This window comes from Paraburkholderia sediminicola, from assembly GCF_046026855.1.
GTDB classification, from domain to species: Bacteria; Pseudomonadota; Gammaproteobacteria; order Burkholderiales; family Burkholderiaceae; genus Paraburkholderia; species Paraburkholderia sediminicola_A.
This window is the reverse complement of record NZ_JAQQET010000037.1, coordinates 68438-84612: the sequence shown is the minus strand read 5'-3', so window position 1 is coordinate 84612 and position 16175 is coordinate 68438. Positions and strand designations below refer to the sequence as shown.

Below are 16175 nucleotides of genomic sequence, written 5' to 3'. Positions count from 1 at the left end.
TCATCATGGCCAAGAAAGAAGCCGTACAGCACGTCAATATCGGGATCAGCGACAAGGATCGCAAGAAGATTGCAGAAGGTCTGTCGCGTCTGCTCGCCGACACCTATACGCTGTACCTGAAGACCCACAACTTCCACTGGAACGTGACGGGTCCGATGTTCAACACGCTGCATCTGATGTTCGAAACGCAGTACAACGAGCTGGCGCTTGCGGTCGATTCGATCGCTGAACGTATTCGTGCGCTGGGCGTGCATGCGCCGGGCAGCTATAAGGAATTTGCGAAGCTGTCGTCGATTCCGGAAGCGGACGGCGTGCCGGCTGCGGAAGAAATGATCCGCCAATTGGTGGAAGGTCAGGAAGCCGTGGTGCGTACCGCGCGCGCGATCTTCCCGTCGACGGAAGCCGCCAACGACGAGCCGACCGCCGACCTGCTGACGCAACGCATGCAAACGCACGAAAAGACCGCGTGGATGCTGCGCTCGATGCTGGCTTAAATGCCTTGATGTTCCGGGCCCGTAGTGCCCGGGATTTCAGCGCGGCGCCTGAGGCGTCGCGCTGAATGGCAGCATGAAAAAGGCCTCCCTTTGCGGGAGGCTTTGTTTTTTTGCGGCGCGGATTCTGGACGCGAGCTTCAGAGTTGAACTCGGACTTTGCGTTGGCCGTGATTTCGGCTTCGGTCCCTGGAGCTGGTTTCGGACCCCGCTTAGACCTCGATCTCTATCCGGGCCTCGATCGTGATTCCCGCAGCGGCCTCGGCTTCGGCGCTCAGCATGTCAGCCTCGCCCGCGAGGAGGCCGCTTGCCGCCCGCATCCCGTAAAATAGCGGCACCGTCTGCACTTCACCGAATTCGCCCATGTTCGCCCGACTTCCTCTGTATCTGCGCCTCGTGCGCATGGACAAGCCGATCGGCAGCCTGCTGCTGCTGTGGCCGACGCTCAACGCGCTGTGGATTGCGTCCGACGGTCATCCTTCGTGGCTGCTGCTGGTGATTTTCACGGTAGGCACGGTGTTGATGCGATCGGCGGGCTGCGCGATCAACGACTACGCGGATCGCGACTTCGATCGCTACGTGAAGCGCACGGAAAACCGGCCGATTACGTCGGGCAAAATCAAGGCGTGGGAAGCGGTGGCGCTGGCGGCCGGTTTGTCGCTGCTGGCCTTTCTGCTGATTCTGCCGCTGAACACGCTGACCAAGGAGCTATCGGTGGCGGCGCTGTTCGTCGCCGGTTCGTATCCGTTCACGAAGCGTTTTTTTGCGATTCCGCAGGCCTACCTTGGCATTGCGTTCGGCTTCGGCATTCCAATGGCGTTTGCCGCGATTCAGGATCACGTGCCGATGCTTGCCTGGGTCATGTTGCTGGCCAACGTGTTCTGGTCGGTGGCGTACGACACCGAATACGCAATGGTCGATCGCGACGACGATATCAAGATCGGCATCCGCACCTCGGCACTGACCTTCGGCCGCTTCGACGTGGCGGCGATCATGCTGTGCTATGCGGTGACGCTGGGGATTTACGCCGGCATCGGCGTGATGCTTGATTTCGGCCTGTTGTATTGGCTCGGATGGGCGGCTGCGGCAGGCTGCGCGATCTATCACTACATGCTGATCCGAAACCGCGAGCGGATGGCGTGCTTCGCGGCGTTCCGTCATAACAACTGGTTGGGCGGCGCGTTGTTTGTCGGCATTGCAGCGCATTACGCGGCGGCTTCGTTTTAATGTTTCAGGGCTTCTTCATGGCTCGGACCACAGAAGCTGGCTAGTTTTAGTTCTTCCGTGCTTCTTCGAACCTCGGCCATATAAACCGCTTCGGTTTGAACGGCGCCCAACTGTCCCTCTTGCACTGCGGACGCCGCCCCCGTTTGATCCAGGGCGCAGCGTCGTTCCATGTACGTCTCTTCCAGACCGCTAACCGCGCTTACAGCTTGCCGAACTCGTCGCCCATTTCCTTGGCGCGCGCATCGGCGGCGAGCACGCCGCGCACGATCGCGTCCTTGATCCCGCTTGCATCGAACGACGCCAGCGCGGCCGCCGTGGTGCCGCCCTTCGACGTCACACGTTCGCGCAACAAGCCCGGCGGCTCGTCCGAGTTCGCAGCCAATTGCGCCGCTCCGGTGAAGGTTGCGACTGCCAGCGCGCGGCCTTGTGCTTCATCCATGCCCAGTTGACGCGCGGCTTCCTGCAACGCCTCGATGAAATAAAACACGTAAGCGGGACCGCTGCCCGAGATCGCTGTGACAGCGTCGATCTTCGCTTCGTCGTCGAACCAGACGGTTTGGCCGACTGCGCCCAACACTTGCGACGCGAGCGCGCGGCCTGTTTCGTCGACGCTGCCGGTCGCGACGAGGCCCGTCACGCCCATGCCGATCAGCGCCGGCGTATTCGGCATCACGCGCACGATGCGCGCGTGGCCGTTCAGCCAGCGCGACATGTCATCCATGCGGATGCCCGCGACGATGCTGATTGCCAGCTGCGACCCCTGCAGATGCGGCGCCAGCGCTTCGGTGACGCTCTTCAGTATCTGCGGCTTCACCGCCAGCACGACGGCGTCGTACGACGCGAGCGCAGCGTCCGCGGCCGCGCCGGTCTTGATGCCGAATTGCTGCTCATTGCGCTTGCGCGCGTCTTCGTTGGGATCGATCGCGTACAGGTCAGCGGGCGCGACGCCGCGCTTGATAAGGCCGCCGATCAACGCGGCGGCCATGTTACCGCCGCCAATAAAAGCAATTTTCATGATGTTCCGAAAGATGTCCCGTGAGGTGTCAGGAAAGGAAAGGCCCGAAACGCTTAGTTAGAGTAATCTCGCGCGCCGAAGATCGCAGTGCCGACGCGCACGATCGTTGCGCCTTCCAGCACAGCGGCTTCGAGGTCGCTCGACATACCCATCGAGAGCGTGTCGAGCTCAAGGCCGTCGTTACGCAGCCGCTCGAACAGCTCGCGTAATTGCCGATGCGGCACACGTTGCTCCTCGATGTTGCCGGCAGGTTCCGGAATCGCCATCAGGCCGCGCAGATTCAGCTTCGGCAGCGCGGCGATTTCCTGCGCGACCTCGACGGCCTCGGGAATGCTCACGCCGCTTTTCGACGCTTCGCCGCTAACGTTGACCTGCAGGCAGACGTTCAACGGCGGCAGGTTGTCCGGGCGCTGCTCCGACAGCCGCTGCGCGATTTTCAGGCGGTCGACCGAATGCACCCAGTCGAAGCTCTCGGCGACCGGCCGCGTCTTGTTCGATTGCAATGGCCCAATGAAATGCCATTCGATCGACGCACGCAGATCCGCCAACGCTTCGATTTTGGTGACAGCTTCCTGCACGTAGTTCTCACCGAACGCGCGTTGGCCGGCCGCGTAGGCGGCGCGCACGTCTTCGGCGGGAAACGTCTTCGAGACCGCGAGCAGGGCGATCGAACGCGCATCGCGTCCGGCCACCTGCGCGGCGAGGGCGATGCGCTGCTGCACCGCTTCGAGGTTGTGGATCAGATCGGGCATGGGGCGGAACCGGAAGTCCAGCGAGAGACAATGTATGAATTATACGGACGCCGCCGCCCGATGCCGTTGCGGCCTGATCGGCAATGCGGCCAACCACTTCACGAACGCAGTTGCGCAACTGGGTTACGGCCTGCGGCAGGGGCGGCGAAAGCGGACAACGTGACGGGCAGCAAGCCACGTGCCGCGCTTGCGTCAAAAATGGATCGCCTCAGGCGGACAGCATATGCTCCACCAGTTCGATCCAATGCGCGACCGGCGTCGACGTGCCGCTTTGCAGATGCGCAATGCAGCCGACGTTCGCCGATACGATCACTTGCGGCTCCTGCGCCTGCAGCCGCTCGAGCTTCTGATCGCGCAGCGCGTACGAGAGCTTGGGCTGCGTCAGCGAATACGTGCCGGCCGAGCCGCAGCAGAGATGATTGTCGGCGGGCAGGCGTACTTCAATGCCGAGTGCCGCCAGCAGATGTTCGACCTTGCCGTGTATCTGCTGACCATGCTGCAACGTGCACGGCGGATGGAACGCGACCGTATGGATTGCGCGGCGGCGCGTCACAGCCACGAGCGCCTCTTCGAACTCCGGCAGGATCTCCGCGACGTCGCGTGTCAGCTCGGTCACGCGGCGTGCTTTCTCCGCATACGCGGGATCGTTGCGCAGCAGATGCGCGTACTCCTTGACCGTCGCGCCGCAGCCGGACGCGTTCATCACGATCGCTTCCACACCTTGCTCGATATACGGCCACCACGCGTCGATGTTGGCGCGCAGGTCGTCAAGCGCTTCGTCGTTGTAGCCCAAATGCAGACGGATCGCACCGCAACAGCCTGCTTCGGGTGCGATTAACGTTTCCACGCCGAGTGCGTCGAGCACCCGCGCCGTCGCGACGTTGACGTTCGGCATCATCGACGGTTGCACGCAGCCCGCGAGCATCAGCATCTTGCGCGGGTGTTTCGCGGTCGGCCATTCGAGCGGACGTTGCCGCGCGGGCACCTTGTCGCGCAGTTTCTTGGGCAGGAGCGGGCGGATGTGCTGGCCGATGCGCATGGTCGGCGTGAACAGCGCGCTGTTCGGCACGAAGCTCGCGAGCAGCCGGCGCATCATCCGCTGACCGAACGGCCGCGTGATTTTTTCCTCGGTAATCTTGCGGCCGATCTCTACCAGCCGGCCGTATTGCACGCCGGATGGACAGGTGGTCTCGCAGCTGCGGCAGGTGAGGCAGCGGTCGAGGTGAACCTGAGTGCTGCGCGTGACCTCGGCGCCTTCCACCATCTGCTTGATCAGATAGATGCGGCCGCGCGGGCCGTCGAGTTCGTCACCCAGTATCTGATACGTCGGACAGGTCGCCGTACAGAAACCGCAATGCACGCAATTACGCAGGATGGCGTCGGCTTCGTCGCCATCGGGCGTGTTGCGAATGAAGTCCGCGAGGTTGGTTTGCATCGCGTCGCTCAGAAGTCGGGGTAGAGGCGGCCGCGATTGAAGATGCGGGCCGGGTCGAAGGCGGTTTTCAGGCCGCGATGGATTTTCATCAGCGGTGCGGGCAGCGGTGTGAATACCCCGGCGCTGCGGTCGTAGCCGTGGCCGGTACGGAAGATGGTGGCGTGGCCGCCGGCCTGTTTGGCGCTGATACGCACGGTTTGCGCGTCGGTGTCGGTAATCCACCAGCGCTGGCCGCCGCCCCATTCCATCAGTTGCGCACCGGGCAATTGCAGCGGTTCGGTGATCGACGGCAAAGCGAGGCGCCACAGCGCGGCTTTCGGCGGGATGGCCGAAAAGAACGAGTCGGTCTGTTCGCGCAGGCCGGCCCAGAAACGCTCAGCCTCCACAGCATCGACGACTTCACCGCCAAGCGCGGTGCGCGCCGTTTTGACCGCAGCTTCCGCGCCGGCCATGCGCACGGCCAGCGTGCCGTGACGCCATGCGCTCGCCGTGATCGGCAGCGGGCGGCCGCCCCATTCATTGAGCTTGCGGACCGCGTCGGTACCGTTCATATCGAATTTGAGCGTGGCTTCGGCCTGCGGCAGCGGCAGTACTTTGACCGACAGTTCGAGGATCAGCCCGAGGGTGCCCAGCGAACCCGCCATCAAACGGGAGACGTCATAACCGGCGACGTTCTTCACCACCTGGCCGCCGAAATGCAGCTTCTGGCCCTGGCCGTTCAGGATGACCGCGCCGAGCACGAAGTCGCGCGCCGCACCGGCGGACGGGCGGCGCGGACCGGCGATGCCCGCCGCGATGCAGCCGCCGAAGGTAGCCTGCGGCCCGAAGTGCGGAGGCTCGAAGGCGAGCATCTGGTCGTGTTCGGCCAGCGCGGCCTCGATTTCCAGCAGGGGCGTGCCGGCGCGCGCCGTAATGACCAGTTCGGCCGGATCGTAGGCGATGATGCCGCGATAGGCGCGCGTGTCGAGGATGTCACCTTCCAGCGTCTGACCGTACCAGTCTTTGGTGCCGCCGCCACGGATGCGCAATGTGCGCCCTTCGGCGCTGGCTGAACGCACGCGTTCAGCCCAAACGGCGACGATGTCGTCCTCTTCCATGGTGTCCTGCTTCGTTGTGTTTCGATTGATTGTACCGGGCGGCGGCGCGCTGGCAACCCGGAGCGGACCCGCATCGGGTAATCAGGGTGGGTGCTGGGAAAAGGGTCCGGGGCGGGCTATGCGCGGTGCGTGCATAGCCCGTAGACGCCTTAGAACCGGGGTAGGTCCGGATGCGGCAGTAAGCCGCCACGCACATGCATCTTGCCGTATTCGGCGCAGCGGGCGCGGGTGGGAATGCCCTTATCGGGATTGAGCAGGCCCGGCGTGTCGAAGGCGCGTTTGACCGCGTGAAACGCGTCGCGCTCCTCCGGTGAAAACTGCACGCACATCGAATTGATTTTCTCGATGCCCACGCCGTGCTCGCCGGTCACCGTACCGCCCAGTTCGACGCACGTTTCGAGAATGTCGCAACCGAAGGCTTCGGCCCGGTGCCACTCATCCTTATCGTTGCCGTTGAACAGGATCAGCGGGTGCATATTGCCGTCGCCGGCGTGGAATACGTTGATGCAACGCAGGCCGTATTTCTTCTCCATCACTTCGATGCGCGCCAGCAGCGGTCCGATACTGCGGCGCGGCACGGTGCCGTCCATGCAGTAGTAGTCAGGCGAAATGCGGCCTGCCGCCGGAAACGCATTCTTGCGCCCGGACCAGAAACGCAGCCGTTCGTTTTCCGAACGCGAAATCTGGATGCGCGTTGCGCCCTGTTCGCGCAGCACCGCGGTCATGCGCACGATTTCGTCGGCCACTTCTTCCGGCGTGCCGTCCGATTCGCACAGCAGGATTGCCGCTGCGTCGAGGTCGTAGCCGGCTTTGACGAACTCTTCGACTGCGCGCGTAGCCGGTTTGTCCATCATCTCCAATCCAGCCGGAATGATGCCCGCTGCAATGATGCCGGCAACCGCGTTGCCGCCTTTCACGACGTCGTCGAAACTGGCCATGATGACCTGCGCCGTTTGCGGCTTCGGAATCAGCTTGACGGTGACTTCGGTGACGATTGCGAACATGCCTTCGCTGCCGATCAGCACCGCGAGCAGGTCGAGCCCTGGCGCGTCGGGCGCGAGCGAGCCGAATTCGACGATTTCGCCTTCCATCGTCACGGCGCGCACACGCAGCACGTTGTGTACGGTGAGGCCGTACTTGAGACAGTGCACGCCGCCCGAATTCTCGGAGACGTTGCCGCCGATCGTGCAGGCAATCTGCGACGACGGATCGGGCGCATAGTAAAGGCCATACGGTGCGGCGGCTTCGGAAATCGACAGATTGCGCACACCCGGTTGCACCGTGGCGGTCCGGGCGTACGAATCGACTTCGACGATCTTGCGAAAGCGCGCGAGCGACACCACCACGCCGTGACGAATCGGCATCGCCCCGCCGGACAAGCCGGTGCCCGCACCGCGTGGCACGATCGGCACGTCGAGCCGGTGACAGATCTGCACGATGCGCTGCACCTGCGATTCCGTCTCGGGCAATGCGACCGCGAGCGGCAGACGCCGATAGGCGGCGAGGCCGTCGCACTCGTAGGCGACAGTGTCTTCTTCGCGATACAGCAGACAGTGGGTCGGCAGCACGGCCATCAGCGCCTGCACGACTTCGCGCTGGCGCTGGGCGAGAACTTCGGCCGTCAGTTCGACGGGTGCGTTCATATGACTTGTCTCCTCGTGTCTTTCACCGTGCGTGCCCGGTCAAGCCTGGTTATACAGCAGCAGGCGTTACCGCTGCCGTAAACCGGTCTTGATGACGTCTCAAGCTGCCCAGGAAAAGATCTTGCCCGGGTTCATCAGATTGCGCGGATCGAGCGCATGCTTGATGGAGCGCATCGTGTCGACGGCGACCTCACCGTGTTCTTCGAGCAGGAAATTCATCTTGTGCAGACCGACACCGTGTTCTCCCGTGCAGGTGCCGTCCATGCGCAGCGCGCGCTGCACGATGCGGTGGTTCAGGCGCTCAGCTTCAGCGAGTTCTTCCGGCTTGTTCGGATCGATCAGGATTGCGACGTGGAAGTTGCCGTCGCCGACATGGCCGACGATCGGGCAGGGCAGCGGCGACGCTTTCAGATCCTGCTCGGTTTCCACCACGCATTCCGCGAGGCGTGAGATCGGCACGCAGACATCGGTCGTGACGGCGCGGCAGCCGGGCTTCAGTTGCAGCATCGCGAAATAGGCGTTGTGACGCGCATTCCACAGGCGGCTGCGGTCTTCCGGGCGGGTTGCCCATTCGAAGCCTTCGCCGGCATTCTGCGCAGTGAGCTCCTGCACCAGTTCGGCTTGCTCTTTCACGCCGGCTTCGGTCCCGTGGAATTCGAAGAAGAGCGTGGGCGCCTCACGTAAGGTCAGATTCGAATGGCGGTTGATCGAGCGGATCGCGAGCGAGTCGACGAACTCGACGCGCGCAACCGGCACGCCCATCTGAATCGTTTCGATGACCGCGCGCACCGCATCCCCCATCGACGGGAACGTGCAGACCGCGGCCGAGACCGCCTCGGGCTGCGGATACAGCCGGACGGTGATTTCGGTAATCACGCCGAGCGTGCCTTCAGAGCCAACGAACAGACGTGTGAGGTCATAACCCGCCGACGACTTGCGCGCGCGCGTGCCGGTTTTGATCACGCGGCCGTCGGCGAGAACCACCGTCAGCCCGAGTACGTTTTCGCGCATCGTGCCGTAGCGTACGGCATTGGTACCTGAGGCACGCGTAGCCGACATGCCGCCGATACTCGCGTCAGCGCCCGGGTCAATCGGGAAAAACAGGCCGGTATCGCGCAGCGCTTCGTTCAGCTGCTTGCGCGAGATGCCGGGTTCGACCGTGACAGTCAGGTCTTCGGCGTTGATCGACAACACGCGGTTCATTTCCGACAGATCGATAGACACGCCGCCTTGCACCGCCAGCAGATGTCCTTCGAGCGACGAACCGTTACCGTAGGGGATGATCGGCACGTTGTACTGGCCGCACAGTTTGACGATGGTTTGCACGTCTTCCGTATTGCGTGCGAATACGACGGCGTCGGGCAGTTGGGGATCGAACGGCGATTCGTCGCGGCCATGATGGGCACGCACGGCTTCTGCCGTGGACACACGTTCGCCGAAAGCGGCTTTGAGTGCAGTCAGCAACTCGGCGGGAAACGGCCGGCGCAACGGGGCCGGCGGCACGGGATGATTCACGCATGTCTCCTGATAATTGAGGCGGAGCTGTTCTACAGCTTGTGCTTCATTTTACGCCGATCGCCCGCGGACCGGCGTTGGAGGCGGCTGCCCGCTTTTATAATGGCGGCGCGCCCGCGTTGCGCGCAATATGGATAAACGCGGTGGCCAACCCGGTGGCTGACTTGCCGGATTCGCTGGATGGATTCACGGGCGCCGCGCTGGCGCATCGTCAATGAATGAATGGATCGGAGACATCATGGGCAACCGCTTGAGCAAGATCGCTACCCGTACGGGCGACGACGGCACCACAGGACTCGGCGACGGCCGCCGCGTGCGCAAAGACAGCACGCGCATTGCCGCAATCGGCGATGTCGATGAACTCAATTCGAATCTCGGCGTGCTGCTGTGCGAAATGCTGCCCGACAACGTGCGGGCAGCGCTGATTTCGATTCAGCACGACCTGTTCGATCTTGGCGGCGAACTCTGCATCCCCGGCCATACGATGCTTACGGATAAGCATCTTGGTCAACTCGACGACTGGCTGGCCGACTACAACGCGACCCTGCCGCCACTGAAGGAATTCATTCTGCCGGGCGGCGCGCGCGCGGCCGCGCTTGCGCACGTGTGCCGTACGGTGTGCCGGCGGGCCGAACGGTCGATCGTCGCCCTCGGAGAATGCGAGGCGGTCAATGAGGCGCCTCGCCAGTATGTGAACCGGCTGTCCGACCTGCTGTTCGTGCTCGCGCGCGTACTCAACCGCGCGGACGGCGGCAGCGACGTGTTATGGCGGCACGATCGTAGCGTCGGCTAACGCGGCGCTTTAGTCCCCTTAAGCGCTGTGACAATCTGTCCGGTGCAAGACTTCTCCTTAAAGATGTATTGTAAATACATCTTTAAGGAGAAGTTGTCATGCCCGCTCTCACCGCAGACCAGATTGCCCGCGTCAAAGCCACCGTTCCCGTGCTCGCCGTACACGGCACGACCATCACCAAACACTTCTACAAGCGCATGTTCGCGCACCATCCTGAGTTGAAGAACGTGTTCAACCAGACTCACCAGCAGAGCGGCAATCAGCCGGAAACACTGGCGAAGGCGGTGTATGCGTATGCCGCCAATATCGATAACCTCGGCGCGCTGGGGCCGACCGTCTCGCGAATCGCTCACAAGCACGCGAGTCTGAATATCCGGCCGGAACAGTATCCGATCGTGGGACGCCACCTGTTGGGCGCAATCGTTGATGTGCTTGGCGACGCAGTCGATCAGGAGACGCTCGGCGCATGGGAAGCCGCATATGCGCAGCTCGCGAATATCTTCATCGGCGCGGAGGCAAAGCTCTACGAAGGTGCGGGGTGGAGCGGTTTTAGGCCGTTCAAGATTGCGCGCAAGGAAGTGGAGAGCGATGAAATCACGTCGTTCTATCTGACGCCCGCCGATGGCTCGCCGGCGGGAGGTTTCGAGCCCGGCCAATATCTGAGCGTGAAGCGTTTCGTGGATGAACTCGGCGTCGATCAGCCGCGGCAGTACAGCTTGTCGGATGCGCCGAACGGTAACTGGCTGCGTATCTCGGTGAAGCGCGAAGCCGGTCACGACAATACGGCGCCCGGCTATGTATCGAATCTCTTACACGATGATGTGGAAGTGGGTGCGGTGGTGCACGTCAGCGCGCCGATGGGCGATTTCACGCTGGACCGCAAAAAGACGACGCCCGTGGTGCTGATGAGCGGCGGCGTAGGCGTGACCCCGATGACCTCGATGCTGTCTACGTTACTCGCCGATCGGAGCGAGCGCCATGTGACCTTCGTGCATGCCTGCCGCAACGGCCGCGTGCATGCGTTCCGACCGTGGCTGAACGATACGGTTGCGGCGCATCCCAACGTCACGCGTGCGGTGTTCTACGAAGCCATTGAAGCAGGGGATCGCGTTGGTACTGACTGCGACTTCGAAGGCCGCCTCGATCTCGCGAAAATCGCCGATAAAGTGATCGTATCCGATGCGGACTACTACATCTGTGGGCCCGTGCCGTTCATGCGTGCGCAATGCGAGGCGTTGGCCGCGTTCGGTGTGGATGCGGCGCGGATTCATACCGAAGTGTTTGGTTCAGGCGTGGTGCAGTGAGGCGAGGGCGCATGGCAAGCGAGTGTGAAAGCACGCAGGGGCGGGTGGTGCGCTCTACCCGACTACCAGCGTAACCGGCTTGCCAATCCGGCTCAACATCTCGACCAGGGTGTCGATAGTAAACTTGGTGGTCTTCTTGTTGACCACATCTGACACACGCGGACGCGACACCATCAGAATCTCGGCTGCCTCGGCCTGCTTCAGATGATGCTGTCCGATCCAGCTGGACAGCTCGGTCATCAACTGCTCCTTGAGCAGCCGCGTATCGTTGATCTGCTTTTGCGACGCGGCGTGCAAGCGTTTCGCCTCTGCGGCGGGAAAACCGAGTTCGAGAAACAGGTTTGCGCCGGGTTTTGTTACGTGACGGATTTTTGTGTCGGTCGTCATTTGCTAAGTTTTCCTGTCATTGATGATGGCGCGGTACCGGGTCTCGGCAATCCTTCTATCCTGCGGCGTTAGCTTCTGCGTTTTCTTCTGAAAGCAATGCAGCACGTACAGCGCTTCTACAAACTTGGTGACATACATCACGCGGTAAATGCTGTCAGCTTCCTTGATGCGAATCTCGCGCGTTCCGGCACCGATCGAATCAAACGGCTTCCAATCGTCGGGGTCCAGTCCTGCCTGAATCTTGCCAAGCTGAAATCCGGCCCGACGACGCGGCTCTTCGGGAAAGGCGAGTAAGTCGTGATAGCTGGAACCCATCCAGCGCATTTCTTTTTCCTGCTCCATAGCCGCCTTTCATGTACAAAATATTATACGCAACACCCAGCCTGGTCAAGTCGTATCCGACCCGGCAACGAGTTGTTACGGTACAGAGGCGGTTCATGGCGCACCATTCGTCCGTTTGGCTAACAAAAAACCCGGCTGCTTGAGCCGGGTTTTCGTTGAGCCAACTTCAGCAATCGCGCAGAGGCGTATAGCAAGGTTTTAGTTGCCGCTGCCGCGTGCCACACGCCGTTGCTTGACCGCTTCGGCGAGACCTTCCAGCACAGCGATGCTTTCGTCCCAACCGATGCACGCATCAGTGATGCTCTGGCCGTACGTCAGCGCGCAGCCTTCCTGCAGATCCTGACGGCCCGCGATCAGGTGCGATTCCACCATGACACCGACAATCCGTTCGTCACCCGAAGCAATCTGGCGGCCGATGTCCGCACACACCGGAATCTGGTTCTCGTGCTTCTTCGAGCTGTTCGCGTGGCTCGCGTCGATCATCAGACGCGCCGCGAGACCCGCCTTGCCGATATCGGCGCAGGCCGTATTGACGCTGTCCGCATCGTAGTTCGGCGTCTTGCCGCCGCGCAGGATGATGTGGCAGTCCTCATTGCCGGCGGTCGAGACGATCGCCGAGTGGCCGCCCTTGGTGACCGACAGGAAATGGTGCGGCTGCGACGCGGCCTTGATTGCGTCGACGGCGATCTTGACGTTGCCGTCGGTGCCGTTCTTGAAGCCGACCGGGCACGACAGTCCCGAAGCCAGTTCACGGTGCACTTGAGATTCGGTCGTGCGCGCGCCGATTGCGCCCCACGAGATCAGATCGGCGATGTACTGCGGGCTGATCATGTCGAGGTATTCGGTGCCGGCCGGCAGGCTGAGTTCGTTGATACGCAGCAGCAGTTCACGCGCGGTGCGCAGGCCGTCATTGATCTTGAAGCTGTTGTCCATGTGCGGGTCGTTGATGAGACCCTTCCAGCCCACCGTCGTACGCGGCTTTTCGAAGTACACGCGCATCACGATTTCGAGTTCGCCGGCGAAGCGCTTGCGCTGCTCGACGAGGCGCCCGGCGTATTCCATCGCCGCCTTCGTATCGTGAATCGAGCACGGTCCGATGATGACGATCAGACGGTCTTCCATGCCGTGCAGGATGCGATGCATCGCGTTGCGCGAGTTGTAGATTACGTCGGACACCGTTTCGTCGCAGGCGAATTCGCGGATCAGGTGAGCGGGCGGCGTGAGTTCTTTCAATTCGCGGATACGGACATCGTCGGTGTTGTGCGGGGGCATGCTTGTTCTCCTGAATCGGGTCGTAGCGTGTTCGCGCGGGCAACGAAGGCTGCGATCAGACAACAATCAGGCAGCGATGCCAGGGCGGACAACAATCAAAAAGGTTTCAACGGCAAAAGTTTCAAAGGCGTGAGGCGAAAAAAAACCGCCAGGCTAGCTGGCGGTTTTCGTGAATTCTGGGTGTCTTGCGTGCACTAACACCCCTCTCGATCCGCCAGCGGTCTGAGATGCCAAAAAAAGTAAAAGTAAAACTTGGCGGACATGGCGAAATAGGTCGCTGGTCAAAAAGGGTGAGTGACTTTATAACCCGTGCAAGCTCGGCTGGCAAGCTGCAGGGTGCAAAAATGCGGTAAATCCGCATACTTCGTGCATTGTGTACACGAAATATGCGTCTACATCCAAATCAGGCCGTGCCGCCGACCGTCATCCGGTCGATGCGCAGCGTCGGCTGACCGACGCCCACCGGCACGCTCTGGCCTTCCTTGCCGCACACGCCGACGCCCGAATCGAGCTTCATGTCGTTGCCGATCATGCTGACGTACTTGAGCGATTCCGGGCCGCTGCCGACCAGCGTCGCGCCCTTGACCGGGTAAGTGACCTTGCCGTTTTCGATCATGTACGCCTCGGACGCCGAGAACACGAACTTGCCGTTCGTGATGTCGACCTGGCCGCCACCGAAGTTCACCGCGTACAAGCCGTTCTTCACGGACGCGATGATTTCCTGCGGGTCTTTGTCGCCGTTGAGCATGTACGTGTTCGTCATGCGCGGCATCGGCAGGGCGGCGTACGACTCGCGACGCGCGTTACCGGTGACCGGCATTTTCATCAGGCGCGCGTTCAGCGTGTCCTGGATGTAGCCCTTCAGGATGCCGTCTTCGATCAGCGTCGTGCATTGGGTCGGATTGCCTTCGTCGTCGATGTTCAGCGAGCCGCGGCGGTTCGGCAGCGTGCCGTCGTCGACGACCGTGACGCCTTTGGCGGCAACCTGCTCACCGATTCGACCCGCGAACGCCGACGATCCCTTGCGGTTGAAGTCGCCTTCGAGGCCGTGGCCGATCGCTTCGTGCAGCAGCACGCCGGGCCAGCCCGGTCCGAGCACGACGGTCATCGCGCCGGCCGGAGCCGGGCGGGCATCGAGGTTCACCAGCGCCGCATGCACCGCGTCGTCGACATAGCTCGACAGCACTTCGTCGGTGAAGTACCCGTAGTCGAAGCGTCCGCCGCCACCGCCGCTGCCGATTTCGCGGCGGCCGTTCTGTTCGGCGATTACCGTGACCGACACACGCACCAGCGGACGGATATCGGCTGCAAAACCGCCGTCGCTGCGCGCCACCAGCACCACGTCGTATTCGCCGGCGAGGCCTGCCATGACTTGCTGGATACGCGGGTCACGACCGCGCGCCATCTTTTCGATGCGCTCGAGCAGCTTGACCTTGGCGGTTGCGTCGAGCGAATGCAGCGGATCGGACGGCAGGTACAGATCGCGCCCGGCAATGCCGGTCAGCGACGAGGCCGCCTTGATCCTCTGCTTGCCGCCGCCGACCTTGGCGATCGCCCGCGTGGCGATCGCGGCCTGACGGATCGCTTCGGGCGACAGGTCGTCCGAATAGGCGAAGGCCGTGCGGTCGCCCGACACGGCGCGCACGCCGACGCCCTGGTCGATGCTGAAGCTGCCCGACTTCACGATGCCTTCCTCGAGACTCCATGCTTCGCTGCGCGTGTACTGGAAGTACAGGTCGGCGTAATCGATCTTGTGCGTGAAGATTTCGGCGAGCGTGCGAGTCAGCAGGGATTCGTCGAGACCGTAGGGCGTCAGGAGGATGTCCTTGGCGGTGGCGAGATTACGGATACCGGGTTCGATGATGTTCATGCGAAGTATGTTCTGCTCGATACGAAGGATTCGGTTAGCGCCACGATCACTATATGGGTGACAGGCGCCGCACTTTCAATGTCAGGTACACATCAGCAACTCAGCACGCGGTGACGCCAGGCGGGCAGGCTCTGCCGCACTTCGTCGATGCGCGCACGCTCGAGATTGCCGGCCACCACGCCGGCGCCTTCGTCGCGCACCGCGACGATTTCGCCCCACGGGTCGATGAGCATGCTGTGGCCCCATGTCCGGCGGCCGTTTTCATGTTTTCCGCCTTGCGCGGCGGCCAGCACGTAACACTGGTTTTCGACCGCCCGGGCGCGCAGCAACATTTCCCAATGCGCGCGGCCGGTGGTGTAGGTGAACGCCGACGGCACCACGATCAGCGCGCAGTCGCCCATGCGCCGGTACAGCTCAGGAAAGCGCAAATCGTAGCAGACCGACAGGCCGATCCGGCCGAACGGCGCCTCGAAGGTGCGGACTTCGCCGCCGGGGCAGATGGTGCGCGCCTCGTCGAACGATTCCTCGCCCTTTTCGAAGTTGAACAGGTGGATCTTGTCGTAGCGCGCGGCCTCGTTGCCTTGTGGGTCGAACACCAGCGTGGTGTTCAGCACGCGCGACGGCTCCGGCGACATCAACGGCAAGGTGCCGCCGATCACCCACACCTTGTGGCGGCGCGCGGCGTCGGCGAGAAAGCGCTGGATCGGGCCGTCCTGGTAGGGCTCGCGCACGGCGAGCTTGTCCGTGTCCTTGAAGCCCATGAAGCAGAAGTATTCGGGCAGCAGGACCAGTTGGGCACCGTCGGCGGCCGCTTCGGCGATCAGGCGTTCCGCTTCGGCCAGATTGCGTTCGCGATCCGGCGTACTCACCATTTGCAGCGCGGCAACCCGGAACGCGCTTTCGGAAGACCCGCTGGATGCCGCATTGGGCGAGGCGGTGGACGAGGATGAAAAGACGTGTGTTTCGCTCATGAGCGTTTCGAAAAACTCCCGGCAAGGCGGCGGCGCAAACCGCTGGCACCGCATACGTCGT

The 16175-nt window shown here is 62.4% G+C and carries 16 protein-coding genes; 4 read left to right on the top strand and 12 right to left on the bottom strand.

Annotated features, from left to right (window positions below):
- Window positions 1-5: 5 nt before the first annotated feature.
- The gene (locus PQR40_RS31810) at window positions 6-494 is read left to right on the top strand and encodes a Dps family protein (protein WP_027777895.1); all 489 of its coding nucleotides are present in this window, start codon (window positions 6-8) and stop codon (window positions 492-494) included.
- 209 nt (window positions 495-703) lie between these two features.
- On the opposite strand, the gene PQR40_RS31805 is transcribed toward PQR40_RS31810, so the two are convergent.
- Complete coding sequence (locus tag PQR40_RS31805) at window positions 704-856, bottom strand: hypothetical protein (RefSeq protein ID WP_408510631.1); 153 nt, start codon at window positions 854-856, stop codon at window positions 704-706.
- Here PQR40_RS31805 and ubiA point away from each other — a divergent pair.
- Window positions 855-1718 (top strand): 4-hydroxybenzoate octaprenyltransferase, encoded by an 864-nt coding sequence (gene ubiA / locus PQR40_RS31800; RefSeq protein WP_408225350.1) that lies wholly within the window; start codon window positions 855-857, stop codon window positions 1716-1718. The two genes, PQR40_RS31805 and ubiA, sit on opposite strands and share 2 nt — an antisense overlap.
- A 199-nt stretch (window positions 1719-1917) precedes the next feature.
- On the opposite strand, the gene proC is transcribed toward ubiA, so the two are convergent.
- The 6 genes from proC to PQR40_RS31770 form a co-directional block, all read right to left on the bottom strand.
- Window positions 1918-2733: a pyrroline-5-carboxylate reductase gene (gene proC, locus PQR40_RS31795; RefSeq protein ID WP_408510630.1), complete on the bottom strand. Its 816-nt coding sequence runs from the start codon at window positions 2731-2733 to the stop codon at window positions 1918-1920.
- 53 nt (window positions 2734-2786) lie between these two features.
- A complete protein-coding gene (locus PQR40_RS31790; RefSeq protein WP_408225356.1) occupies window positions 2787-3485 on the bottom strand; it encodes a YggS family pyridoxal phosphate-dependent enzyme in 699 nt (232 codons plus the stop codon).
- Window positions 3486-3693: 208 nt separating this feature from the next.
- Window positions 3694-4920, bottom strand: a complete 1227-nt coding sequence (gene glcF / locus PQR40_RS31785; protein WP_408225359.1) for a glycolate oxidase subunit GlcF — start codon at window positions 4918-4920, stop codon at window positions 3694-3696.
- Between the two features lie 8 nt (window positions 4921-4928).
- Window positions 4929-6017, bottom strand: a complete 1089-nt coding sequence (gene glcE, locus PQR40_RS31780; RefSeq protein WP_408225362.1) for a glycolate oxidase subunit GlcE — start codon at window positions 6015-6017, stop codon at window positions 4929-4931.
- A 149-nt stretch (window positions 6018-6166) separates the two neighbouring features.
- Complete coding sequence (locus PQR40_RS31775; protein ID WP_408510629.1) at window positions 6167-7660, bottom strand: FAD-linked oxidase C-terminal domain-containing protein; 1494 nt, start codon at window positions 7658-7660, stop codon at window positions 6167-6169.
- 99 nt (window positions 7661-7759) lie between these two features.
- Entirely contained in the window at window positions 7760-9175 is a 1416-nt protein-coding gene (locus PQR40_RS31770) for an FAD-linked oxidase C-terminal domain-containing protein (RefSeq protein WP_408333144.1), read from the bottom strand.
- Window positions 9176-9413: 238 nt separating this feature from the next.
- Here PQR40_RS31770 and PQR40_RS31765 point away from each other — a divergent pair, with 238 nt between their 5' ends.
- The gene (locus PQR40_RS31765; protein ID WP_408510637.1) at window positions 9414-9968 is read left to right on the top strand and encodes a cob(I)yrinic acid a,c-diamide adenosyltransferase; all 555 of its coding nucleotides are present in this window, start codon (window positions 9414-9416) and stop codon (window positions 9966-9968) included.
- Window positions 9969-10066: 98 nt separating this feature from the next.
- Window positions 10067-11272 carry an NO-inducible flavohemoprotein gene (gene hmpA / locus PQR40_RS31760; protein ID WP_408510628.1) on the top strand — a complete coding sequence of 402 codons (1206 nt, stop codon included), beginning with the start codon at window positions 10067-10069 and terminating at the stop codon, window positions 11270-11272.
- A gap of 54 nt (window positions 11273-11326) precedes the next feature.
- Here hmpA and PQR40_RS31755 read toward each other — a convergent pair whose 3' ends face one another.
- From PQR40_RS31755 to PQR40_RS31735, 5 genes are all read right to left on the bottom strand, one after another.
- A complete protein-coding gene (locus PQR40_RS31755) occupies window positions 11327-11659 on the bottom strand; it encodes a helix-turn-helix domain-containing protein (protein WP_408510627.1) in 333 nt (110 codons plus the stop codon).
- A gap of 3 nt (window positions 11660-11662) precedes the next feature.
- Window positions 11663-12001 (bottom strand): type II toxin-antitoxin system RelE/ParE family toxin, encoded by a 339-nt coding sequence (locus tag PQR40_RS31750; protein WP_408510626.1) that lies wholly within the window; start codon window positions 11999-12001, stop codon window positions 11663-11665.
- 198 nt (window positions 12002-12199) lie between these two features.
- Window positions 12200-13273 carry a 3-deoxy-7-phosphoheptulonate synthase AroG gene (gene aroG, locus PQR40_RS31745; protein WP_408333132.1) on the bottom strand — a complete coding sequence of 358 codons (1074 nt, stop codon included), beginning with the start codon at window positions 13271-13273 and terminating at the stop codon, window positions 12200-12202.
- 403 nt (window positions 13274-13676) lie between these two features.
- Complete coding sequence (tldD, locus tag PQR40_RS31740) at window positions 13677-15143, bottom strand: metalloprotease TldD (RefSeq protein WP_408225379.1); 1467 nt, start codon at window positions 15141-15143, stop codon at window positions 13677-13679.
- 92 nt (window positions 15144-15235) lie between these two features.
- Entirely contained in the window at window positions 15236-16114 is an 879-nt protein-coding gene (locus tag PQR40_RS31735; RefSeq protein WP_408333129.1) for a carbon-nitrogen hydrolase family protein, read from the bottom strand.
- Window positions 16115-16175: the final 61 nt, after the last annotated feature.

Bases quoted from the DNA above. Each gene is read 5' to 3' on its own strand.
- PQR40_RS31775 (WP_408510629.1), bottom strand. From the start codon at position 7,660: ATGAACGCACCCGTCGAACTGACGGCCGAAGTTCTCGCCCAGCGCCAG.
- tldD (WP_408225379.1), bottom strand. From the start codon at position 15,143: ATGAACATCATCGAACCCGGTATCCGTAATCTCGCCACCGCCAAGGAC.
- PQR40_RS31735 (WP_408333129.1), bottom strand. From the start codon at position 16,114: ATGAGCGAAACACACGTCTTTTCATCCTCGTCCACCGCCTCGCCCAAT.
- glcE (WP_408225362.1), bottom strand. From the start codon at position 6,017: ATGGAAGAGGACGACATCGTCGCCGTTTGGGCTGAACGCGTGCGTTCA.
- PQR40_RS31790 (WP_408225356.1), bottom strand. From the start codon at position 3,485: ATGCCCGATCTGATCCACAACCTCGAAGCGGTGCAGCAGCGCATCGCC.
- hmpA (WP_408510628.1), top strand. From the start codon at position 10,067: ATGCCCGCTCTCACCGCAGACCAGATTGCCCGCGTCAAAGCCACCGTT.
- ubiA (WP_408225350.1), top strand. From the start codon at position 855: ATGTTCGCCCGACTTCCTCTGTATCTGCGCCTCGTGCGCATGGACAAG.
- proC (WP_408510630.1), bottom strand. From the start codon at position 2,733: ATGAAAATTGCTTTTATTGGCGGCGGTAACATGGCCGCCGCGTTGATC.
- aroG (WP_408333132.1), bottom strand. From the start codon at position 13,273: ATGCCCCCGCACAACACCGACGATGTCCGTATCCGCGAATTGAAAGAA.
- PQR40_RS31805 (WP_408510631.1), bottom strand. From the start codon at position 856: ATGGGCGAATTCGGTGAAGTGCAGACGGTGCCGCTATTTTACGGGATG.
- PQR40_RS31755 (WP_408510627.1), bottom strand. From the start codon at position 11,659: ATGACGACCGACACAAAAATCCGTCACGTAACAAAACCCGGCGCAAAC.
- glcF (WP_408225359.1), bottom strand. From the start codon at position 4,920: ATGCAAACCAACCTCGCGGACTTCATTCGCAACACGCCCGATGGCGAC.
- PQR40_RS31810 (WP_027777895.1), top strand. From the start codon at position 6: ATGGCCAAGAAAGAAGCCGTACAGCACGTCAATATCGGGATCAGCGAC.
- PQR40_RS31750 (WP_408510626.1), bottom strand. From the start codon at position 12,001: ATGGAGCAGGAAAAAGAAATGCGCTGGATGGGTTCCAGCTATCACGAC.
- PQR40_RS31765 (WP_408510637.1), top strand. From the start codon at position 9,414: ATGGGCAACCGCTTGAGCAAGATCGCTACCCGTACGGGCGACGACGGC.